Source organism: Prauserella aidingensis (genome assembly GCF_024171865.1).
In the GTDB taxonomy this organism is placed as follows: domain Bacteria; phylum Actinomycetota; class Actinomycetes; order Mycobacteriales; family Pseudonocardiaceae; genus Prauserella; species Prauserella aidingensis.
On sequence record NZ_JAMTCN010000019.1, the window covers coordinates 51,583 to 73,984 of the forward strand.

Annotated in this window: 17 protein-coding genes and 1 tRNA gene; 12 read left to right on the forward strand and 6 right to left on the reverse strand. The window is 68.9% G+C overall.

Features of this window, described 5'->3' with window-relative positions; genetic code table 11:
- The first annotated feature begins 433 nt into the window (after nucleotides 1-433).
- From dnaA to LY13_RS18135, 9 genes are all read left to right on the forward strand, one after another.
- Nucleotides 434-2,749 carry a chromosomal replication initiator protein DnaA gene (gene dnaA / locus LY13_RS18095; protein WP_253829731.1) on the forward strand — a complete coding sequence of 772 codons (2,316 nt, stop codon included), beginning with the start codon at nucleotides 434-436 and terminating at the stop codon, nucleotides 2,747-2,749.
- Nucleotides 2,750-4,257: 1,508 nt separating this feature from the next.
- On the forward strand, nucleotides 4,258-5,391 hold the full coding sequence (dnaN, locus tag LY13_RS18100; protein ID WP_253829732.1) for a DNA polymerase III subunit beta: 1,134 nt from the start codon (nucleotides 4,258-4,260) through the stop codon (nucleotides 5,389-5,391).
- Nucleotides 5,388-6,335 (forward strand): phosphogluconate dehydrogenase (NAD(+)-dependent, decarboxylating), encoded by a 948-nt coding sequence (gene gnd, locus LY13_RS18105; protein WP_301299314.1) that lies wholly within the window; start codon nucleotides 5,388-5,390, stop codon nucleotides 6,333-6,335. Before dnaN ends, gnd begins: the two co-directional genes overlap by 4 nt.
- A gap of 21 nt (nucleotides 6,336-6,356) precedes the next feature.
- Entirely contained in the window at nucleotides 6,357-7,508 is a 1,152-nt protein-coding gene (gene recF / locus LY13_RS18110) for a DNA replication/repair protein RecF (RefSeq protein ID WP_253829734.1), read from the forward strand.
- Nucleotides 7,509-7,893: 385 nt separating this feature from the next.
- Nucleotides 7,894-8,427 (forward strand): DciA family protein, encoded by a 534-nt coding sequence (locus LY13_RS18115; protein WP_253829821.1) that lies wholly within the window; start codon nucleotides 7,894-7,896, stop codon nucleotides 8,425-8,427.
- A 282-nt stretch (nucleotides 8,428-8,709) separates the two neighbouring features.
- The gene (gyrB, locus tag LY13_RS18120; protein WP_253829735.1) at nucleotides 8,710-10,674 is read left to right on the forward strand and encodes a DNA topoisomerase (ATP-hydrolyzing) subunit B; all 1,965 of its coding nucleotides are present in this window, start codon (nucleotides 8,710-8,712) and stop codon (nucleotides 10,672-10,674) included.
- A 53-nt stretch (nucleotides 10,675-10,727) separates the two neighbouring features.
- Nucleotides 10,728-14,639: an intein-containing DNA gyrase subunit A gene (gene gyrA, locus LY13_RS18125; protein ID WP_253829736.1), complete on the forward strand. Its 3,912-nt coding sequence runs from the start codon at nucleotides 10,728-10,730 to the stop codon at nucleotides 14,637-14,639.
- A 44-nt stretch (nucleotides 14,640-14,683) separates the two neighbouring features.
- Nucleotides 14,684-15,472, forward strand: coding sequence for a DUF3566 domain-containing protein (locus LY13_RS18130; protein WP_253829737.1), 789 nt, complete (start codon nucleotides 14,684-14,686; stop codon nucleotides 15,470-15,472).
- A gap of 51 nt (nucleotides 15,473-15,523) precedes the next feature.
- A tRNA-Ile gene (locus LY13_RS18135) sits at nucleotides 15,524-15,597 on the forward strand.
- Nucleotides 15,598-15,743: 146 nt separating this feature from the next.
- On the opposite strand, the gene LY13_RS18140 is transcribed toward LY13_RS18135, so the two are convergent.
- Both LY13_RS18140 and LY13_RS18145 read right to left on the reverse strand, forming a co-directional pair.
- A complete protein-coding gene (locus tag LY13_RS18140; RefSeq protein ID WP_253829822.1) occupies nucleotides 15,744-16,328 on the reverse strand; it encodes a putative immunity protein in 585 nt (194 codons plus the stop codon).
- A gap of 222 nt (nucleotides 16,329-16,550) precedes the next feature.
- Nucleotides 16,551-17,393 carry a helix-turn-helix domain-containing protein gene (locus LY13_RS18145; RefSeq protein ID WP_253829738.1) on the reverse strand — a complete coding sequence of 281 codons (843 nt, stop codon included), beginning with the start codon at nucleotides 17,391-17,393 and terminating at the stop codon, nucleotides 16,551-16,553.
- Between the two features lie 108 nt (nucleotides 17,394-17,501).
- Between LY13_RS18145 and LY13_RS18150 the strand changes: the two genes are divergently transcribed.
- Entirely contained in the window at nucleotides 17,502-18,335 is an 834-nt protein-coding gene (locus LY13_RS18150; protein WP_253829740.1) for an alpha/beta fold hydrolase, read from the forward strand.
- Between the two features lie 112 nt (nucleotides 18,336-18,447).
- On the opposite strand, the gene LY13_RS18155 is transcribed toward LY13_RS18150, so the two are convergent.
- On the reverse strand, nucleotides 18,448-19,125 hold the full coding sequence (locus tag LY13_RS18155) for a DUF3800 domain-containing protein (protein ID WP_253829741.1): 678 nt from the start codon (nucleotides 19,123-19,125) through the stop codon (nucleotides 18,448-18,450).
- Nucleotides 19,126-19,344: 219 nt separating this feature from the next.
- Between LY13_RS18155 and LY13_RS18160 the strand changes: the two genes are divergently transcribed.
- A complete protein-coding gene (locus LY13_RS18160; protein WP_253829743.1) occupies nucleotides 19,345-20,406 on the forward strand; it encodes an alpha/beta hydrolase in 1,062 nt (353 codons plus the stop codon).
- Nucleotides 20,407-20,446: 40 nt separating this feature from the next.
- Nucleotides 20,447-20,857 carry a hypothetical protein gene (locus LY13_RS18165; RefSeq protein WP_253829744.1) on the forward strand — a complete coding sequence of 137 codons (411 nt, stop codon included), beginning with the start codon at nucleotides 20,447-20,449 and terminating at the stop codon, nucleotides 20,855-20,857.
- Nucleotides 20,858-20,913: 56 nt separating this feature from the next.
- On the opposite strand, the gene LY13_RS18170 is transcribed toward LY13_RS18165, so the two are convergent.
- The 3 genes from LY13_RS18170 to LY13_RS18180 all read right to left on the reverse strand — a co-directional run bounded on the left by LY13_RS18170 (nucleotide 20,914) and on the right by LY13_RS18180 (nucleotide 22,347).
- Nucleotides 20,914-21,372 carry a carboxymuconolactone decarboxylase family protein gene (locus LY13_RS18170; RefSeq protein ID WP_372493852.1) on the reverse strand — a complete coding sequence of 153 codons (459 nt, stop codon included), beginning with the start codon at nucleotides 21,370-21,372 and terminating at the stop codon, nucleotides 20,914-20,916.
- A gap of 95 nt (nucleotides 21,373-21,467) precedes the next feature.
- Nucleotides 21,468-21,944 (reverse strand): RrF2 family transcriptional regulator, encoded by a 477-nt coding sequence (locus tag LY13_RS18175; protein WP_253829745.1) that lies wholly within the window; start codon nucleotides 21,942-21,944, stop codon nucleotides 21,468-21,470.
- Nucleotides 21,945-22,110: 166 nt separating this feature from the next.
- Nucleotides 22,111-22,347, reverse strand: a complete 237-nt coding sequence (locus LY13_RS18180) for a CsbD family protein (protein WP_253829747.1) — start codon at nucleotides 22,345-22,347, stop codon at nucleotides 22,111-22,113.
- Between the last annotated feature and the right edge of the window lie 55 nt (nucleotides 22,348-22,402).

Consider the following 22,402-nt stretch of genomic DNA (forward strand, 5'->3'; position numbering starts at 1 on the left):
GGTACGCACCCCGCCGCCCACCCCTGACACCGCCCCCTGCCGCAGGCTCGCTGCTCACGCAGGCGGTTCGAATGGCGACACGCCGTCGACCATGGGATCCTTGCCCGAATGAACCGCTTGTGGCACAGACCAGCGCTTGTTAGCGTCCCTCTTCTCGATCCGCGAAGATGAGGGGAACGCGCCGCGCCGCCGGTAGGTGGGAGACTGGGCGAGCGACACACGGACCCACGGGTAGGAGGGCTCGTGGGGCAGCCGTACATTAATGCACAGCCTGTGGACAACTTGGGGATGCTTCCTGCGCTGATCACGCCGGAAGTGCCGCTCGACCTGCACCGCTGCCGTCTCGGACCGGCGTCGGCGAGCACGTGCTCCCGAACGTCGACAGGGTTGAACGCGCAAGGCCACGAGGTCGAGGGGAGGGGAGCAGAGCAGGGTGTCTGACCAACAGCTGAACCTGGGATCCGTGTGGGAACAGGTCGTCAAGGAGCTGTCCGACGGCACGCTTTCCCCCCAGCAGCGCGCCTGGATGCGGGTGACTCGCCCCATCGGCCTGCTCGACGGCACCGCACTGCTCGCCGCGCCGAGTGACTTCGCCAAGGAAGCGATCGAGCGCGCGCTGCGGGAGCCGATCACAGCCGCCCTCTCCCGCAGGTTGGGCCGCGACGTCTCGCTCGCCGTGAAGGTCGACTCCGCCGAGAGCGCGCCCGCCCCGAACGGTCCGACGTCCCCGCCCCAGTACTCGTCGGCGGGGCAGCAGTCCCCGACGACCCAGCAGCCCGGGGCCGAGTACCCCGCGACCCAGTACCCGCCGACGGGACGGATGGAAGGCACGCTCGCCTCGTCCGGCGCCGACAACGGTGCGCCGACGTCGCAGGCGGCCGCCGATTCCGCGCCGTCGACCACCCCGTCACCGCAGGCCCCGTCACCGCAGACTCCGTCGGCCGGCGGGCCGTCGGCCTCGCCACGCGTCCCGCCGACCTCTGCCGCGGAGGAGACGATGGTCATGCCGACCATCCCGCCGATCCGCGACGACACCCCACCGCCACCCGGCGTCCCGTCGAGCGGTTCGGCCGACGCCGCGTCGAGTTCGGCCGGCTCGGGCACGACCGAGCAGTCGTCGTCCCACCACGCCACGCCTTCGCACTCCGCGCAGTCACAGGGGCGCAGGCCGACGCCGTATCCGCAGCACTCCACCGCACCGCGGCACTCCGCTCCTCGACAGCCCGCGCCCCAGCAGCCCGGGGCGCAGCAGCAGCCGGGGCCCCAGTCCGGGCAGCAGCAGCCGCGCGCCGGTGGGCAGAACGGCGGCGCGCCGCACCCGGCCGGGCAACACCAGTCGGGTCCCGGCAGGCAGTCGCCCCCCGACGCCGGCGCGCAGTCCGGCAGGCAGCACACCCGCGGGCAGGCCGGTGCGGGTGACGCCTCGTCCGGATCGGGTTCTCGCGCGGCAGGTGCGGCCGCCGACACGTCGGAACGCGCGGACGGGCGCTCACCGTCGCCCGGAGCACAGAACTCCGGGGGTCCGGCGCAGTCCGGAGGCAGGTCGGCCACGCAGTCGGCGGGCCAGTCCCGGCTCGAGGCGTTGGCCGACTCGGACGAAGAGGTCGACGAGGAAGGTGAGGCGTTGGCCGCGGCCAACGAGATCTGGCCGTCCTTCACCGGCCAGCCGACCGCGGGCCAGCCGTACACCGCGCCCGCCCAGCCGCAGACGTCGAAGACCAAGCTGAACGAGAAGTACACGTTCGACACCTTCGTCATCGGTGCGTCCAACCGGTTCGCGCACGCGGCCGCGGTCGCCGTCGCCGAGGCGCCGTCCCGCGCGTACAACCCGTTGTTCATCTGGGGTGAGTCCGGGCTCGGCAAGACGCACCTGTTGCACGCCGTCGGGCACTACGCCCAGCGGCTCTTCCCCGGCATGCGCGTGCGGTACGTGTCGACCGAGGAGTTCACGAACGACTTCATCAACTCGCTGCGCGACGACCGCAAGGTCGCGTTCCAGCGCCGCTACCGCGACATCGACATCCTGCTCGTCGACGACATCCAGTTCCTCGAAGGCAAGGAAGGAACCCAGGAGGAGTTCTTCCACACCTTCAACACGCTGCACAACGCGAACAAGCAGATCGTCGTCTCGTCCGACCGGCCGCCGAAGCGCCTCGAAACGCTGGAGGACCGGCTGCGAACGCGGTTCGAGTGGGGCCTGATCACCGATATCCAGCCGCCCGAGCTCGAGACGCGGATCGCGATCCTCCGCAAGAAGGCGGCGCAGGACCGGCTCGACGTTCCCGGTGACGTCCTCGAGTTCATCGCCGCCCGCATCGAGGCGAACATCCGTGAGCTCGAGGGCGCGCTCATCCGTGTGACCGCGTTCGCGTCGCTGAACCAGCAGCCGGTGGACGTCGGGCTGGCGGAGATCGTCCTCCGTGACCTGATTCCGGATTCGCAGGCACCGGAGATCAGCGCCCCCACGATCATGGGTGTGACGGCGGAGTTCTTCGACGTGACGGTCGACGACCTGTGCGGACCCGGCAAGACGAAGGCACTCGCTACGGCACGCCAGATCGCGATGTACCTGTGCCGCGAGCTGACCGACATGTCACTGCCCCGCATCGGGCAGACGTTCGGCGGCCGCGACCACACGACCGTCATGCACGCGGACAAGAAGATCCGCAAGGAGATGGCCGAGCGGCGCCGGATCTACGACCAGGTGCAGGAACTCACCTCCCGCATCAAGCAGCGCGCCCGCCAATAGCCCCAAGCCGTGTTGCGTTTCCCGGGGACCGTGTTGCGCTCTCAAGGGATCGTGTTGCGTTTCCCGGGGACCGTGTTGCGCTTTCCGGGGCGGGTGTTGCGCCTTCAGGGCACCGCCACCGTCCCTGACAACGCGCGGACACGAACGGTCCCCGCGCGTGTTCTGCGCCCGCCCGTCGCCCGACCGCCGGCCCCAACCGCCGCGCTGACGCGCTTCTTCCCGCGTGATCTGCACCCGGTACGCGCGGATCAGACCACCGGGCGCGGCACCGAAGCGGCCTGTGAACCCGCGTACCAGAACCGCGTACCGAGGTCGCGTCCCGGCCCCACTGCACCCACGCGGACTGCGCGCACAGCTACGCGGTCGCACCGGCCAGGCTCGCCCAAGGGGGAGGCCGGACCAGCCCCGGCAGAGGACCCGCACGCGGCCGGTCGGACACCCGATCGCGTGGCAGTGCACCACGATGCCGCCTCCACTCGGCCGCTCGAGCAGCCCCGAGCCGCCCCGTGCCGGCCTCGAACGGCGCCGCGCCGACCGAGAACGGCGTCCGTAACCGCCCTCGCTCAGCCGTCGAACCGCCTTCGGACGAGCCGAGAACACCCGCGGATCGCGTCTCGTCAGCCTTCGAACCGGTTCCCGACGCCGTCGTGACGCCCTCTCCGGCCGGTCCGTCCACTGTGAACAGGCGGCCTTCGTCGGTTTCCGCGTCACAACGCGAAAACCGCTCACTCCCGATCTTCGACCCGGTTGTCCACCGGAGGTCCACAGCATCCACAGGGTTGTCCGCACCCTGTCCGCAGGATGTCCACCGACGCCCTGACCGGAACGCTGCACCTCAGGCGGCCCCCTGCCACCGCAGCTGTGCACGAATGAGCTGGGAAAACATCCCCACTGTGTGGAAATCCTTGTGTGCCAAGAAATCCGTCACCCCTGCGGGCGATCTGTCTCACGTCCGCCGCTCACAGGCCTTGGGCACAACCGTCCCCACAACTGGGGACAACCATGGGGACAACTACCGGCCGCCTGAGGACGGTTCACACCACCCACATCGACCCCCGAACGGTCCACCGGTTGCCGCCCCCTGTCCTCCACACGCCGCCACGCCTGCCGACCTGGGCGAACGAGCCCCGTCCACACAACTCACAACGCTTACTACTACGGCTGGACAAAAGATCTCTCTTAGAAGAACAGAAGAAAAAGAGAAGGCCGTGGAAGATGGGGACGAACCCGCCGGCGGGCCCGTGGCCCGATATGACCCGCAGCGGTCCCAGGCTCTACCGTGGAGACCCACACATCCGGTCCGCTCGAGCAGCGGGTCTCCATGTCGGTCGGTTCCGGCCCGTCCCCGGGTCCGGAGCGCAGATGCATCGACATGTCGACACGCTGTACGTTGGCGGACCCGCTACAGCCACGGTCCGGGCTCACCTCGAACCACGAGGGGATCCGGCAGGTGGTCGTTTGTCGTCTTTCGAGCTACGGCGGCTCGGGCCGTCGAAAGGATGGGCGCCATGAAGATCCGCGTCGAGCGTGATGGCCTCGCTGACGCCGTCGCCTGGGTGGCACGCAGCCTCCCGTCCCGGCCTCCGGTTCCGGTGCTGGGCGGAGTGCTGCTGGACGCCGGTGGTGACGGTGGTTCGGATGCGCTGACGGTGTCCGGTTTCGACTACGAGGTGTCCGCGACGGTCGGCGTCCCCGCGACGATCGCCGACGGTGGGCGCACCCTGGTGTCCGGCCGGCTGCTCGCCGACATCACCAAGGCGCTGCCCGCCCAGCCGGTGGAGATCGCCGTCGACGGGGCGCGCGCCTCGATCACCTGCGGCAGCGCCCGGTTCTCCCTGCCGACGATGCCGGTCGAGGACTACCCGCAGCTGCCCGCCCAGCCGGACCTGGCGGGCGAGGTCGCGGGTGAGGCGTTCGCGCAGGCGGTGGCGCAGGTCGCCGTCGCCGCGGGCAAGGACGACACGCTCCCGATGCTCACCGGTATGCGCGTCGAGATCTCCGGCGAGAACCTCACGCTCGTCGCCACGGACCGGTTCCGGTTGGCCATGAAGGAGTTCAACTGGTCGCCCGCGCAGGAGCTGGGTGACGCCTCCGTGCTGGTCCCGGCCCGTACGCTCGCCGATGCCGCGAAATCGCTCGGCACGAGCGGGTCGACGGTGCAGGTCGGTCTCGCCAGCGGTGACGGTCTGCTCGGCCTGACCGGGTCCGGGAAGTACACGACGACCCGCCTGCTCGACGCCGAGTTCCCGCCCTACCGCCAGCTGCTGCCGAGCGAGCACAGTTGCCGCGCCGTCATCGACGTGTCGACGTTGGCCGAGGCCATCAAGCGGGTGTCGCTCGTGGCCGAGCGGGGTACGCAGGTACGGCTGGAGTTCGGTGACGGCTCGCTGCGGCTGTCGGCGGGTGGCGACGACGAGGGAAGCGCCGAGGAGGAACTGCCCGTCGATTTCGAGGGCGAGCCGGTGGCGATCGCGTTCAACCCGGGCTACCTCGCCGACGGGCTCGCCGCGTTGCACGCGGACCGTGCGGAGCTGACGTTCACCACGCCCAACCGGCCCGCGCTGATCAAGCCGGCCGACGAGAACGGCGACGTGGTGCCCGGCTACCTGTACCTGCTCATGCCTGTGCGGCTGCCCGGCTGAATCCACCCGGCAGTCACAGCAAGCACACGCGACAACCAAGGGAAAGCATTTCGATGGTGCAGCTCGGACTGGTCGGCCTCGGGAAGATGGGCTTCAACATGCGCGAGCGGCTGCGCGCCGCCGGGCACGAGGTGGTCGGGTTCGACCGCAACCCCGAGGTCAGTGACGTCTCGTCGCTCGCGGACCTGGTCAAGGCGCTCGACGCGCCGCGCATCGTGTGGGTGATGGTGCCCGCGGGCGAGCCGACCAAGGCGACGGTCGCGGAGCTGGGGGACCTGATGGCGAGCGGCGATCTCGTCATCGACGGCGGCAACTCGCGGTTCACCGAGGACAGTCACAACGCGGCGGTGCTCGCCGAACAGGGCGTGAAGTACGTCGACGTCGGCGTGTCCGGTGGCGTGTGGGGCAAGGACAACGGCTACGGCCTCATGGCGGGCGGTGACGAGTCGGACATCGAGCGTGCGATGCCGGTCTTCGACGCGCTGCGCCCGGAGGGTCCGCGGGACGAGGGCTTCGCCCACGCGGGAGGTGTCGGTGCCGGTCACTACGCGAAGATGGTGCACAACGGCATCGAGTACGGCCTGATGCAGGCGTACGCGGAGGGCTTCGAACTGCTCGAGGCCTCCGACGTCGTCGACAACGTGCCCGGCGTGATCAAGGCTTGGCAGCGCGGCACGGTCGTCCGGTCGTGGTTGCTGGACCTGCTGATCCGTGCTGTCGAGGAAGACCCGCAGCTGGCCGAACTCGAAGGCTATGTCGAGGACTCGGGCGAGGGCCGGTGGACGCTCGAGGAGGCGATCAACAACTCGGTGCCCGCTCCGGTCATCTCGGCGGCGCTGTTCGCGCGGTTCGCCTCGCGGCAGGAGGACTCGTCGGCGATGCGTGCCGTGGCGGCGTTGCGCAACCAGTTCGGCGGGCACAGCGTCAAGAAGGCCGGCGAGTGACCGAGGCCGCCGGATAACGACGTGTACATCCGTCACCTGCAGGTGACCGATTTCCGCTCGTGGGACCACGTCGACGTGCCGCTGGAGCCGGGCCCGACCGTGCTGGTCGGGCAGAACGGCCGCGGGAAGACGAATCTCCTCGAGGCGATCGGTTACGTCGCCACGCTCTCCTCACACCGGGTCGCGAACGACGCGCCACTGGTGCGGCAGGGGTGTGAACGCGCGTTGGTGCGGACCGCGGTGGTCAACGAGGACCGTGAGCTGACGGTCGAGCTGGAGATCGCCGCGGGCCGCACCAACCGGGCGCGCGTGAACCGGGGTGCCGTCGGCAGGCCGCGGGACGTGCTGGGGATCCTGCGCACGGTGCTGTTCTCGCCGGAGGACCTGGCGCTGGTGCGCGGCGACCCCGCTGAACGCCGCAAGTTCCTCGACGAGCTGCTGGTGCAGCGCGCGCCGAGGTACGCGGGGGTGCGTTCGGACTACGACAAGGTGCTCAAGCAGCGCAACGCCCTGTTGAAGTCGGCGGGGAAGAAGCGTGGTGACGACCCGTACGCGGCGTCGACGCTGGACGTGTGGGACGACCACCTGTCGAAGGCCGGGGCGCAGCTGTTGGCGGCGAGGCTGAACCTGGTGGCCGACCTGGCGCCGCACACCGCCGAGGCGTACGCGGGGGTGGCGCCGGATTCGCGACCCGCCCGCATCGCGTACCGGTCGAGCCTCGGTGAGGCGCTGCCGGAGGGCTACGGCGAACCCGGTGGTGAACGGACGGACCCGGAGCGGCTCGCCGAGGTGCTGCGGCTGGCGCTCGGCGAGTCGCGCGCCGCGGAACTGGAACGTGGGGTAAGCCTGGTCGGACCGCACCGCGACGAGCTGGACCTGGTGCTCGGGGACACCCCGGCGAAGGGGTACGCGAGCCACGGCGAGTCGTGGTCGTTCGCGTTGGCGTTGCGGCTCGGTTCGTACGAGCTGTTGCGCGGCGAGGCAGGGGGTGAGCCGGTGCTGATGCTCGACGACGTGTTCGCCGAGTTGGACAAGCGGCGGCGGGCACGGCTGGCGGAGGTCGCGCTGGGTGCCGAACAGGTGCTCGTGACGGCCGCTGTGGACGAAGACGTGCCGACCGAGCTGACCGGCGTCCGCTTTGCGGTCGCGGAGGGTGAGGTAACACGTGACTGACGGCACCCGCAATACGGGAAATCAGCGACGCGGCGTGACCGCGAGCACAGCTAAACGTCGCCAAACTGGGGATAAGTCTGTGGACAGTGTGGATAACACCCTGGATTTGTTATCGCACTGGGTAACTGCAGACCATGATCAGACGGTCAATACTCCCCACGAGGGGGGACTCGGGCGCGAGAAGCCCGATCGAGCGACGGAGCGTGACCGTACCGCACCGACCGGAGCAGTCCCGGACGCGGGGTCGCCCACAGCACGTGGGGACAACCCGCACGGCGGCGGCCGCGGTGACGTTCCGTCCACAGGTGCCGCACCCTCCGCGACCGGCGCCGAGCAGCCCGGCCGAACAGCCGCCGCGCAGTCCTCGGACGGCGGAGCCACGGGCCTGCCCGAGACGACGGAAAGCGGCCGCGACCTGGCCCACTCGGTGTTGAAGGCCGCGCAGGACCGGGCGAAGAACCGGGGGCACGAACCGGGCAGGCGTAAGCCGGGGCCGCCGGGCAAACAGGGGCAGACGTCGCAGAACCCGCGCAGGCGCCGGTGGTCGGGCGCGGGCGCCGACGAACGCGACCCGCAGAGCCTCGGCCGGATCGCCGCCCGCATGGCGACCCAGTTCGGCTGGAGCGACCGGCTCGCGGGCGGCCACGTCTTCGGCAGGTGGGCCACCCTCGTGGGTGAAGACGTCGCGGAACACGCCCAGCCGGTGAGCCTCACCGACGGAGAACTGGTGGTCAGGGCTTCGTCCACCGCGTGGGCCACGCAGCTCCGGTTGCTGCAGCGCCAGCTCCTGGCGAAGATCGCCTCCGGTGTGGGACACGGCGTCGTCAAGCGCATGAAGATCCAGGGTCCGGCGGCTCCGAGCTGGCGAAAGGGGCCACGACACGTGTCCGGGAGGGGTCCCCGTGACACGTACGGCTGAACCCAACCGAGGAGCGGGCGTCCGATTTCTCCGACACGCGGCGTCGCTGATCGGGTCAGCCCCGGGACCCGATCAGGGTCGAGATCGTCGCTCTCTGGCGAAATCAGACGTGTCCTTGGTGCATGTGAGCGAGACTGGCCAAGTAAACTAGGACAGGTGGGCCGGATCGGCGCGCGGGAAACCCCGTGTGAGCGCGTGCGAGACGGTGAGCCGACAAGGTGCCCGCGTCCCAGATTTCCCGCGCGCGTGCGCGTGTGGCGATGGTGAGGAGAAGTCAGGCCGGTGGCAGAGAACCAGAACGAATACGGTGCGTCCTCCATCACGGTCCTCGAGGGTCTCGAGGCCGTCCGTAAGCGCCCCGGCATGTACATCGGGTCCACCGGTGAGCGCGGCCTGCACCACCTGATCCAGGAGGTCGTCGACAACTCCGTCGACGAGGCGATGGCGGGGTACGCGAGCACGGTCGAGGTCACGCTGATGGCCGACGGCGGTGTTCGCGTGGTCGACGACGGTCGCGGCATCCCGGTCGAACTGCACCCGAAGGAGCAGCGCCCGACCGTCGAGGTCGTGCTGACGGTGCTGCACGCAGGCGGCAAGTTCGACAGCGACTCGTACGCCGTCTCCGGTGGTCTGCACGGCGTCGGCGTGTCGGTGGTGAACGCGCTGTCGACGCAGCTCGACGTCGAGATCCACCGCGACGGGCGCACGTGGACGCAGCACTACAAGAACTCCGAGCCCGGTGAGCTCGTCGACGCGGGGCCCACCGACCAGACCGGCACGACCGTCACCTTCTGGGCGGACCCGGGCATCTTCGAGACCACCGAGTACAACGCCGAGACGGTCGCGCGCAGGCTGCAGGAGATGGCGTTCCTCAACAAGGGCCTGACGATCGTGCTCCGCGACGAGCGCGTGGCCGACGAGAACGGTGAGGACGCCACGGGCGAGGCCGCTCGCATCAAGGAGCGCACCTACCACTACCCGGGCGGGCTCGAGGACTTCGTCAAACACCTCAACAACACGAAGGACCCGATCCACCCGACGATCGTCGGGTTCGAGGCGGCGGGCGACGGCCTCGAGGTCGAGGTCGCGATGCAGTGGAACAACGGGTTCACGCCGTCGGTCTACACGTTCGCCAACACGATCAACACGCACGAGGGCGGCACCCACGAGGAGGGCTTCCGCGCGGCGCTGACCCGCGTGGTCAACGCCTACGCCCGCGACAAGAACCTCCTCAAGGAGAAGGACGCCAACCTCACCGGCGACGACGTCCGTGAAGGTCTGACCGCGATCATCTCGATCAAGCTCTCCGAGCCGCAGTTCGAGGGCCAGACCAAGACCAAGCTGGGCAACAGCGAGGCGAAGACGTTCGTGCAGACCAACGCGCACGAGTGGATCTCGGACTGGTTCCAGCGCAACCCCACCGAGGCCAAGGCCATCATCAACAAGGCCATCTCGAGTGCGCAGGCGCGCGACGCGGCCCGCAAGGCCCGTGACCTGGTGCGCCGCAAGGGCGCCATGGACATCGGCGGTCTGCCGGGCAAGCTCAAGGACTGCCGGTCGACCGACCCGGAGCAGTGCGAGCTCTACATCGTCGAGGGCGACTCGGCGGGTGGTTCGGCCAAGGAGGGCCGGGACTCGATGTTCCAGGCGATCCTCCCGATCCGCGGCAAGATCATCAACGTCGAGAAGGCCCGCATCGACCGCGTGCTCAAGAACGCCGAGGTGCAGTCGCTGATCACCGCGCTCGGCACCGGCATCCACGACGAGTTCGACATCTCGAAGCTGCGGTACCACAAGATCGTGCTGATGGCCGACGCCGACGTCGACGGCCAGCACATCCGCACCCTGCTGCTGACGCTGCTGTTCCGGTTCATGCGCCCGCTGATCGAGCACGGCTACGTCTACCTGGCGCAGCCGCCGCTCTACAAGATCAAGTGGCCGCGCGCCGAGGCGGAGTACGCCTACTCCGACCGTGAGCGGGACGGCCTGCTCGAGGCCGGCGCCGCGGCGGGCAAGAAGCTGCCGAAGGAGGACGGCATCCAGCGGTACAAGGGTCTCGGCGAGATGAACTCGGACGAACTGTGGGAGACCACGATGAACCCGGCCAGCCGGGTGCTGTTGCAGGTCAGCCTCGACGACGCCGCCACCGCCGACGAACTGTTCTCCGTCCTCATGGGCGAGGACGTCGACGCCCGCCGCTCGTTCATCACGCGTAACGCCAAGGCCGCCGGAATGCTCGACATCTGATCCGCGGAGCCCGCACCACCCACCCGGATCAGGTCTGAAAGGAACAACCAGCCGTGACCGAAACCCTGCCCCCCGACGGCCAGCACGGTCGTGTCGAGCCGGTCGATCTCCAGCAGGAGATGCAGAACTCGTACATCAATTACGCGATGAGCGTGATCGTGTCGCGAGCGCTGCCGGACGTGCGCGACGGGCTCAAACCGGTGCACCGCCGGGTGCTGTACTCGATGTACGACTCGGGGTTCCGGCCCGACCGCGGGTACAACAAGTGCTCCCGCGTCGTCGGCGACGTGATGGGCAACTACCACCCGCACGGTGACTCGGCGATCTACGACGCCCTCGTGCGGTTGGCGCAGTCCTGGTCGATGCGGTACCCGCTCATCGACGGCCAGGGCAACTTCGGCTCGCCGGGCAACGATCCGGCTGCCGCGATGAGGTACTGCGTCGTCGGCGACACCCGCGTAAAGCTGGCCGACGGCGCCACACCGCGGATCGACAGCATCGCGGCGGATGCGAAGCCGAACAGTGACAACCCGGTCGACCTCAAGGTCGCCGACCGCAACGGTGATCCGGTTCGCGCCGAGATGTTGTTCCACTCGGGTGACCACCCGACCCTCACGCTCGCCACGCGCGAAGGCTTCGAGCTCACCGGTACGCACAACCACCCGGTGCTGTGCCTGGTGAGCCTGGTCGGCGTGCCGACGCTGGTGTGGAAGCTCCTCGAGGAGGTCCGGCCGGGCGACAAGGTCGTCATGCAGCGCACCGAGGCCCCCGCCGACGGCCTGACGTCCGTGCACAGCTGGTCGGAAGGCCTGCTGGCCGGCGCGTTCGTGTCGGAGGGTTTCGCCTCCGCCGAGCGGGCCGGCTTCAACAACATCGACCGTGAGTTCTTCGACTACGTTCTCGCCGCCTACGACGACGTGATCGGCGGGCCGCGGTACACCTTCGAGCGGATGATCGAATCCGGTTCGACGTTGTACGAACTGGACGTACACGACATGTCCGCGTTCCGGGAGAGCCGCCTCGCCGAGATGATCGGCATGCGCAGTGCGGACAAGCGGGTTCCGGAGTTCGTGTGGTCGAGCGGGTCGACGGTCAAGCGTGCCTTCCTCGTCGGCCTGTTCACCGGCGACGGTTCGGTGTCGGCGCTGCCGCGCCGGTCCGTGCAGCTGTCGTACTCGACCTACAGCAAGCGCCTCGCTCACGACGTCCAGCAGCTGCTGCTCGAGTTCGGCGTCGTCGGCAAGCTCGTGGCCTACGACAAGGGCGAGTACAAGGTCGTCCTGACGAACCGTCGCGATGTCCGGTTGTTCGCCGAGCGGGTCGGCTTCGACCTGACGAAGACCCGCAAGCTCGAGACGATCCTCGACGGGCTGCCCGAGGACTCGCGTTCCATGTCGTCCGACCATGCGCCGTTCGTCGCCGAGTACATCCGCGCCAACGGGGCGGAGCGCTGGACGGAGCGGGACTGGCTGCGCAGGCACAACGTCGATCGCATCGCCCGGTGGGAGTCCCGTCGTGACGAGATCTCGGCCCGGATCACGAACACCGAGGTCCTCGACGTCGTCGAGCCGCTGGTCGACGGTCGGTACTACTACGCCGAGGTCGAATCCGTCACCGACGCCGGCGTGCAGCCGGTGTACAGCCTCCGGGTCGACTCCGACGACCACGCGTTCGTCACCGACGGTTTCGTCAGTCACAACACAGAATCCCGGCTCGACCCGCTCGCGATGGAGATGCTGCGGGAGATCGACGAGGAGACCGTCGATTTCTCCGACAACTACGACGGGCGGACGCAGGAGCCGGACGTCCTGCCGAGCCGGATCCCGAACCTGCTCGTCAACGGTGGTTCGGGCATCGCGGTGGGCATGGCGACGAACATCCCGCCGCACAACCTCCGCGAGGTCGCCGACGGCGTCATCTGGGCGCTCGACAACCCCGAGGCGGGCGAGGAGGAGACGCTCGCCGCGATGATGCAGCGCATCAAGGGGCCGGACTTCCCGACGCGCGGTCTGATCCTCGGCACGCAGGGCATCTCGGAGGCCTATCGCACGGGCCGCGGCTCGGTGCGGATGCGCGCGGTTGTCGAGGTCGAGGAGGACAACAAGGGCCGCACGACGCTGGTCTGCACGGAGCTGCCGTACCAGGTCAACCCGGACAACCTCGTCGAGAACATCGCGACGCTGGTGCGCGACGGCAAGCTCACGGGCATCGCCGACATCGCCGACGAGACGAACTCCCGCAGCGGTATGCGCATCGTCGTCACGCTCAAGCGCGACGCGGTCGCCAAGGTGGTGCTGAACAACCTCTACAAGCACACCCAGCTGCAGTACAACTTCGGCGTCAACATGCTGGCGCTGGTCGACGGTGTGCCGCGCACGCTGCGGCTCGACCAGATGATCCGGCACTACACGAACCACCAGCTCGACGTCATCGTCCGGCGCACCCGGTACCGGCTGCGCAAGGCCGAGGAACGCGCCCACATCCTGCGTGGTCTGGTCAAGGCGCTGGATCAGCTGGACGCGGTGATCGCGCTGATCCGGCGTTCGCCCACGGTCGACGAGGCACGCACGGGCCTGATCGAGCTGCTCGACATCGACGAGATCCAGGCCACGGCGATCCTCGACATGCAGCTGCGCCGGCTGGCCGCACTGGAACGTCAGAAGATCATCGACGAGCTGACCGAGATCGAGGCGAAGATCGCCGACCTCGAGGACATCCTCGCCAAGCCCGAGCGGCAGCGGCAGATCGTCAGGGACGAGCTCCGCGAGATCGTCGACAAGTGGGGCGACGAACGCCGCACGAAGATCATTCCCTACGACGGCGACGTGTCCGTCGAGGACCTGATCGCCGAAGAGGACGTCGTCGTCACCATCACCCGCACCGGGTACGCCAAGCGCACCAAGACGGATTCGTACCGTTCGCAGAAGCGCGGCGGCAAGGGTGTGCAGGGCGCGACGCTCAAGCAGGACGACATCGTCCAGCACTTCTTCGTCTGCTCGACGCACCACTGGCTGCTGTTCTTCACCAACAAGGGCCGCGTGTACCGCACGAAGGCCTACGACCTGCCGGAAGCCGGCCGGAACGCGCGTGGTCAGCACGTGGCGAACCTGCTCGCGTTCCAGCCGGACGAGGAGATCGCGGGCGTCATCCACATCCCGGACTACGAGGCCGCCGACTACCTGGTCCTGGCCACGCGGAACGGTCTGGTCAAGAAGTCCAAGCTGACCGACTTCGACTCGGCGCGTTCGGGCGGGCTGATCGCCGTCAACCTGCGTGAGGGCGACGAGCTCGTCGGCGCGGTGCTGGCCTCGGCCGACGACGACCTGCTGCTCGTGTCGGCGGAGGGCCAGTCCATCCGCTTCCACGCCACGGACGAGACGTTGCGCCCCATGGGCCGCGCCACGTCCGGTGTGCTGGGCATGCGGTTCAACGAGGGCGACGAGCTGTTGAAGATCAGCGTGGTCAAGCCCGACACGTTCCTGCTGGTCGCGACCGACGGCGGGTACGCCAAGCGGACCGACATCGAGGACTACCCGGTGCAGGGCCGCGGCGGCAAGGGTGTGCTGACCATCCAGCAGGACCGCAAGCGTGGCAGGCTGGTCGGTGCGCTCGTGGTCGAGTCCGACGACGAGCTGTACGCCATCACCTCCACCGGCGGGGTCATTCGGACGCGCGCCGACGACGTGCGCAAGGCCGGACGGCAGACCAAGGGTGTTCGGCTGATGAACCTCGACGAGGGAACGACGTTGCTGGCCGTCGCCCGCAATGCCGACAAGCCGTCGGACGTCCCCGAGGGTGAGGCCGCGGAGGACACCGCGGACACATCGGACGACGCGGGCGGCGCGGCTGATGGTGCTGTTACATCGGATGCGGCAGTCTCGGCGGAGGGGGAGACCGACCCCGCCGTGGCCGCCGACGACGAGACGTCCTCGGAGGGCGACGCTCCCCGGAACGAGCAAGAGTAAGCGGTAGGCACGAGACGCGAGTGCGGACGAGGGACTGACCGGTAGTGACACCACCCGACAACACCGACAAGCGCGGCGCCGACGCAGCTGCCGAGGACGAGGTCGCACCGCCGTGGCAGCGTGTGGCGAAGGATGTCGACGCCGTGTCGGACTCGGAGTCCGAGGGCTTCGGGGACCGCTGGTCGTCGGGCGAGCTGCCCGCCGACGAGGCGTCGTACCAGCCGACGCAGCAGTACGCCGCTGCCGGCTCGGCCGGCGGTGACTACGGGGGCAGCAACGCCGACACCCAGGTGGTCAGCGGAACCGCGGCGAACCGGCTGTTCGGCGGCCGCGGTCCCGAGGGGGACGACGAGCTCGCCCCGCCCGAGGGTGTCGGCACGGCGAGCGGTGCGGGATCGGGCGCGGCGTCCGGTGACGGTGGCAAGCGGTCGACCCCGGTCAGCGCGCTGCGCAGGCCGGGACGTGGTCCGCGGCGCGCGAGCCTGCAGGTCAAGCGGTTCGACCCGTGGTCGGTGCTCAAACTGTCGCTCGTGCTGGGCGTGGCGCTGTTCTTCATCTGGCTGGTCGCGGTCGGCGTGCTGTACACCGTCCTCGAAGGCATGGGCGTGTGGGACCAGATCAACGGCACGTACACCTCGCTGGTGCAGGGTGAGGCGACCGAAGGCGTCGGGGACCCGTTCATCACCGCGCCCCGCGTGTTCGGCATCGCCGCCATCGTCGGTGCGATCAACATCGTGCTGATCTCGGCCCTGACCACGGTCAGCGCGTTCATCTACAACGTGTCCGCCGACCTGGCGGGCGGCTTGGAGATGACCCTCTCCGAGCGGGAGTGACCCCGTGTCAACCCCGGCAGCGGCGGTGGGGTAGAGTTTTCATCGCCGCACGGGCCCATAGCTCAGACGGTTAGAGCGCATCGCTGATAACGATGAGGTCGGAGGTTCAAGTCCTCCTGGGCCCACCGCACGTAGAAAAGGCGCCTCCTGCATACGCGGGAGGCGCCTTTTTCGTCCCCGCCCCCGTGTTGCGGCTTTAGGGGACCGTGTTGCAGTTTCGGGGGACCGTGTTGCAGGTTGCGGGGCTCGTGTTGCGGGTTCGCGGGACGGGTCACGGTCGGTTGCGCAACGCGGCGTCGAGCGCGCGGAGCAGCTCGCCGGGACGGGCACCGCCTGCCGGAGCCTCGGGGTAACGCCGGAGCACGTCGACCACGACCGGCGTCGCCAGCAGGCACGCGTGGTCGAGTCGCTCGGCCGCAACGTTCGCGCCCTCACCGGCGCCCTCATCCGAGCCGTCGCCACGGGAGTCGTCACCGGCGCCGTGGTCACCCGCGTCGAGTTCGAACGCCCGCGCCGCGTGGGCCGCAGCGCCGAGGATGTGCCTGACCTGTGTCGACTTCGCCAGCGGGTGCAGGTACGCGGAGCTCGCGGCCGTGTGTGCCGCGCGGGCGGCCTCGCTCGCGGCGCCACGTCCGGCGTCGCGAGTCTCCTGATACGCCCGCCACGCCGCCCACGCGCCGTCGCGGATCGCCTTCGACCGCCGTCCGCCCTCCGCGAACGCACGGGTGGCGTCGAGCGCTTCCCTCGCACGCGAATCGCCGGGGCAGGTGTCCTCGAAGATCACCAGTGCGGGCTGTGCACACGCGACCGCGAAGGCGGCGACTTCCCGGATCTCGTCCAGCTCCAGCTCGATCATCGCCGTGGTGCCGTGGGGGCCGGTGTTCTCGTTCCCGGAATCGCGCGTCACGACGTCGATTGTGCGCGTGACCCGAGCCGTGCGGGGACGTCGCCGCCCACCCGAATGGCCGGGCGCAGGCCGGCTTGTCACATCGTTATCAGCGATGCAGTCGTGCATCACCGCTGTGCAAACTGTCCACAGGCGACTTCCACATGGGGACACGGAGGAGCGCCGGAATCGTCAGCCGCCCGCGAGGTACTGCACCAGGTGTGGATGCCGCGTGGCGAGTCGTTCGAGCCGGTCCGTGCCGTTTTCCGCGTCGCGGCGCAGGAATTCGGCGGTCTCGGCGTCGGCGGGGAAGAACGATTCCATGGACAGCCCGGCGACTGTGGTGTCGAGCGGGGTACCGAACGTCGTGACGGTCGTGATCAGCCGCAGCTCCGTGCCGCCCGTCATGCGCAGTCGGACGGGAAGGAACACCCTGTCGTCGGCGACCTGCGCGGCGTCGGCGGATGCGTCGCTGTACGACGAGAGCTCGTCGTACAGTTCGGACAGTCGCGGGTCGCCGCTGAGCGTGGCCTGTTGCTCGACCTTCCGCAGCAGTGAGGTCCGCAGTTCCGGCAGGTTGTTCACGCGCGGTGCGAGGCCGTCCGGGTGCAGTGTCAGGCGCAGGACGTTCGGTGGCGCGGTGAGCAGTTCCGGCGCCACGTCCTCGAGGAGCAGCGCGGTGCCGTGGTTGGCGGCGACGACGTTCCAGCACTCGTCGACCGCGAGTGCGGGGTGCGGTTCGTGGGCCGTCAGAACGGTGTCGATCGCGCGGCGCACGGGTTCCATGGCGCCGTCGGCGAGGCGGTGTTCGCCGAACGCGGGTGCGTAACCGGCGGCCAGCAGCAGTTCGTTGCGGGCGCGCAGCGGGACGTCGAGGTGTTCGGCGAGCTGCAGCAGCAGTGCGCGGCTCGCGCCGGACCGGCCGGTCTCGACGAAACTGATGTGCCGTGCAGACACGCCGAGCTGCGCCGACAGCTCCAGTTGGCTGAGTCTCCTGCGTGAGCGCCATTCGCGGATCAGCGGGCCGACGGTCATACGCCGACCGTAGACGGGCCCCGTTCACGCGGCCATTACCGAACGGGTAATCGACGCGCGGACCCGGGCGGTGCCAGGTTCGGTGCACCGAACGGAAAGGAGCCGTCGATGACCGACGAATTCGCCGCCCATCGCCGTGAGGCCGGCGGCATCAGTTATGTCGACGTGGGGCAGGGGCCCGTGACGCTGTTCGTGCACGGCGTGTTCACGAACGGCCGCCTGTGGCGGAACGTGGTGCAGCGCCTGCGTGGCCACGGCCGGTGCATCGTGGTGGACCTGCCCGGACACGGGCACACGCCGCCGATCGGCGAGGCGTCGCTGTGGGGGATGGCCGACGCCGTGGGCACCGTGCTCACCGAACTCGACCTGTGGGACGTGCACCTCGTCGGCAACGACACGGGCGGCGCCGTGTGCCAGATCGTGATGGCACGCCACGAGGACCGGTTCGCCTCGTGGGTGTTGACCAACTGCGACACCGAGGGCAACACGCCTCCGCGTGCGTTCGCACCCGTGGCGTGGGCGTCGCGACTGGGGCTGTTCCGCGTGGCCGGGCCGGTGGTGCGATGGCCCGCGCTGGTCAAGCAGATCTTCCGGGTCGGCTACCGGAATCCCGCGCAACTGCCGGACGACGTCGTCGTGGACTACCTGGCGCCGATCCTCGGCAGCCGAGATGCGGTGCGATTCATGGAGCGGCTGCTGCGGTCCGTCAACCCGCAGCTGCTCGGCCGTGTCCGGCCGCAACTCGAAGCGTGCGAGGTGCCGACCGTGCTCGTGTGGGGCACCGCCGACGTCTTCTTCGACATCGAGTGGGCTCATTGGTTGCAGCGCCTGATCCCCGGCGCGACCGACGTCGTCGAAATACCCGGGGGACGACTGTTCTTCCCGGACGAGTTCGCCGACCCGTTCGTCGACACACTGGAGGCCCACTGGAAGCCGGTGTGAGTGTCTGCGGGCACGTTGACGGAATCGCGTCTCCTGGTGAATACTTGTACTGCGGACCCGTCCCACTCACGTGGGGGATCGGGTCCAGCTTCTTTTCCAGGCGCTTTCGAGGTCACAGTTCGTAGGGCAGACTTCCTGTGACGTTGCTGGGGCCGAGGAGTGCCGGATACCAATCCCACATGACCTTCTTCGCGGGCTCACGGAGAACCGCCATGTACCCGGCGTAAGCGATGGGGTCGGCGATCTGTACCCACTGGCTGAGGTGCGAACCTTGGAACAGGGGATCTTCGATGATGGAGCGCGTGGCGAGTTTGAGGTCCCGGTGGGTTGCGCGATACATCGGATCGGAGCCGTCACCGTCCATGATGACCATGCCGAGGTCGTCGTCGGTGTTGAGCCGTTGATCGATCATCGTGACCAGTTTCCCGTACGTTTCCGCCTTCGCTCGGTGAAACTTCGTGCCGGGAGCCACCCGGTGAACTACAGCACCCGTACGGATCCCGGGTAATGCGGCGATCGTGCCGAGCGCGTCGACCATCACCATGCTCCGGTATGCCTTGCGGTTGTCCCAAGAGGTCTCGGTCGGACGGCCTCGACCGTTCGCGAACTTCGTACCGTGGAGCTCGTAGCTTGCGGCAACCCCTGTCGTCGAATGGAGCTGCTTCCGCCAATCGAGCCACTCGCGTAACGCTGGCCGCCAGTTCGTGACGTCGACTTCCGCCCATCCGAAGACCACGAGACGTGATGACTCGGCGCCCGAGTCGTCGATGTAGAACAGGCGGAGGCTCACAGACGGTGACTGTATGAGGAGCTGCTCTATCGAGGACCACAGGGCTTCGGGGGCCGAAGGAAACCGGAGGCCGTTGGATGACGGAGCACCACCGGAAGACGGTGTGAACCGCGGGTGGGCTGGCGCGAGGGAGCGGTGAATTCCCCGCGAACGGAGGCGTGGTGGCGGCCGGCTGGACGTTACGCTGCCGGGGGCGTTGTCGGGCGAGTGGTGGGAATCGTGGAGGCGGCAGTGGCGGTCGAGTCGGGCGGTAGGGCCGATCCGGTCGACGGAATCCCCGCGGACGGTTCTCCCGACGAGGTCGCCCGCTGGTGGCGGGACATGTCCGCCGACGAACGCGACGCCGCGATCACCGGTCACCCGGCGGAGGTCGGCGGGCTCGACGGGATTCCCGTCGCCGATCGTGATCGTGCCAACCGGTTGTGGTTCGACGCCGAGTACGCCGCCGTCACCGCCGAACAGCCGGATTCCGACGACGATGCCGATGATCGCGACGCCGTCGTCCGGGCCATGGATGCGATCAAGCGGTACATCGACGGCGAGGCGACCCGCACGCGTCCCCGGGCGTATCTCCTCGGTTTCTCCCGCGAGGGGAGGGGCCGGGCGATCATCGCGACCGGGAACCCGGACACGGCGGACCACGTCGTGACGAACGTGCAGGGCACCGGCACCAACCTGACGACCGTGCGGGGCGAGCTCGACCAGACCGACGCGATCGTCGACCGGGTCAACCAGCTGTCCCGTCGCAGCACCACCTCGACGATCACGTGGCTCGGTTACGACGCGCCGCAGGACCTGCTCGAATCGGCGAGCGACGACCGAGCCGTCGTCGGCGGCGAGCTACTTCTGTCCTTTCAGGACGGTCTGCGGGTGACCCATGAAGGGGAGCGTTCCTACAATTCCGTCATCGGCTACAGCTACGGCTCCACCGTGGTGGGCCATGCCGCGTCCGAGGCGCTGCTCGACGTCGACGCGGTCGTGTTCGTCGGCAGCCCGGGCGTCGGGGTGGACCACGTCTCCGAGCTGCAGCTCCCGGACGGCTGCCGCGTCTTCGCCACCACGGCCGAGAACGACGTCATCCGCCTGACGCCCGATTTCGTCCACGGGCCGCAGCCGATCGACGACGAGTTCGGCGCGACCGTGTTCGAATCCGACCCCGGCGCCGACGGCGAGTGGTTCACCGCGGGCCTGTCCGCCGAGGCGCATTCGCAGTACTGGAACAAGGATTCCGATTCGCTGCGTAACTTCGCGGCGATCATCCTGGGCAGGGGACCGTTGTGACGCGCGGCGCCGGCCCACGGCCGGAGAAGGGGCACAGGCCTTGCGGACGTTGACCCACGACGAGGCTCGCACGCGGGCGCAGGAACACATCGACCGTGCCGTCGCCGCGCTGCCCGTGCAGCCCGCGCTGACGTTGCAGCGCGACGACGCGCTCGAATGCGGCGACCCGAAGGATCGCGGGCCGCGCGGTCGTTACGAGGTCGGCAAGACGTACTGGCTCGACGAGCTTCCCGGCGGCCGGAACGCCGAGATCGTCGACGCGCTCGTCGAGCACTGGACGTCCCACGACTTCCGCGTGCTCGCCGACCATCGCGACGCCGCCGACCGGTTCGTGTCCGTGCAGCACAGCGGCGACGCGTTCCGCATGTCCGTCACCCAGAGCATCGAGGGCGATCTGTCGCTCGGCGCGTCGTCCCCGTGCATCTGGCTGGACGGCGGATCCGACGACTGAGGTTCGCCGGGAAGCCGCCGTCACGCGAAGCCCCCGGGGGCACCACGGTCGAGGACCTAGCGGGCGAAGGTGCCCGCGACGGTTCGGTTGGTGACGTTGATGCGGTTCCAGGCGTTGATCGCGGCGACGGCCATGATCAGCGCGCCGAGCTGGGCGTCGTCGTAGTGCTTGCGGGCGGCGTTCCACACGTCGTCGGGAACGCCGTGCGGGTTGTCGGCGATCCGGGTGGCCGCTTCGGCGAGTTCCAGTGCGCCGCGTTCGGCATCGGTGAAGTAAGGCATCTCTCGGAACGCGGCGACGCCGTTGATGCGTTCGGCGCTCTCGCCGTCGGCGGCGGCGTCGCGGGCGTGCATGTCGACGCAGAAGCCGCAGCCGTTGATCTGGCTGACGCGCAGCTTCAGCAGGTGCAGCAGGCCCTGGGGCACGTCGCTGTCGGCGAGGAACTGCTCCATCGCGTACATGGCCTTGAACCCGCCTTCGGCGGCGGACTGCAGACCTTCGAGTCGTCCCTGCATCGGTAGCTCCTTTTCTGGATGTTCAATATCCGGAATATGTGACCGAGTCGGCGGGTGTCCGCGTTGTCGTGGACTCGGGCCGTCGATTCGTGGTGTCAGCGGGTGTCGTCGAACCAGCGGCGCACCTTGTCGGGCACGCCGGGGTTCGAGCGTTCGACGGTCGCCATGACGTCGGCGACCGACTGTCCGGCGAGTTCGCGTCGCCAGGCGAGTTCGGCCTTGCGCATCGCGGAGTCGATGGCGCACGGCTTGCTGTAGGTGGCGGGGTCGCTCGCGCTGCCCCGTTGGCGAATCTCGGTGCAGCGGAACGCCGGTTCGTCGCCGTCGATCGCGGCGACGACGTCCATCAACGTGATCTTCTCGGGTGGCCGTGCGAGGCGGAAGCCGCCGCGTGGCCCGGATACGGACGCGAGGATGCCGGCACGGGCCAGTGCCTGCAGCTGTTTGTTGAGGTACGCCGCGGGCAGTTCGTAGAACGCCGCGAGTCTGGCCGCGGGCACGGTGCGCTCACCCAGCCACGCCAGGTTGAGGCAGCTGTGTACCGCCCATTCGACTCCCTCGTTCATGCGCACAACCTGGACACTAGATGTCCGAGATTCGCGACGCAAGTGGGTCTCTCCGGTCCCCGGACGCGTCGGAGTCCGAGCTTCGAGTGCTGTCCCGTTGCGCTGGCCTGGTGTTATGCGCACAAGATCGCGGATGGTTCCACGTGGAACCATCCGCGATCTCGGGTAGACGTCACTCCTGCTGGGAGCGTTCCCGAACCTGCGACTCGCTGGCCTTGCGCTCGGCCTCCTTGGCCTGCGCCTCCTTCTCGGCGACCTCCTGCTGGGCCTCGGCCTTCTCCTGCTGGGCGTTGCCTTCCTGCTGCATCGAGTCGTGACCGAGCAGGGAGCCGGCGGCCTGCTTCACGCGGCCCTTCATGTCCTCGACGGCACCCTTGAGGCCTTCCTGCTGCTCGTCCCTCTGGTTCATGTGAACCTCCTGTGCCTCTCTCGTGCCTGTGTCCACGGCCGGGGCGGCGCCCGTG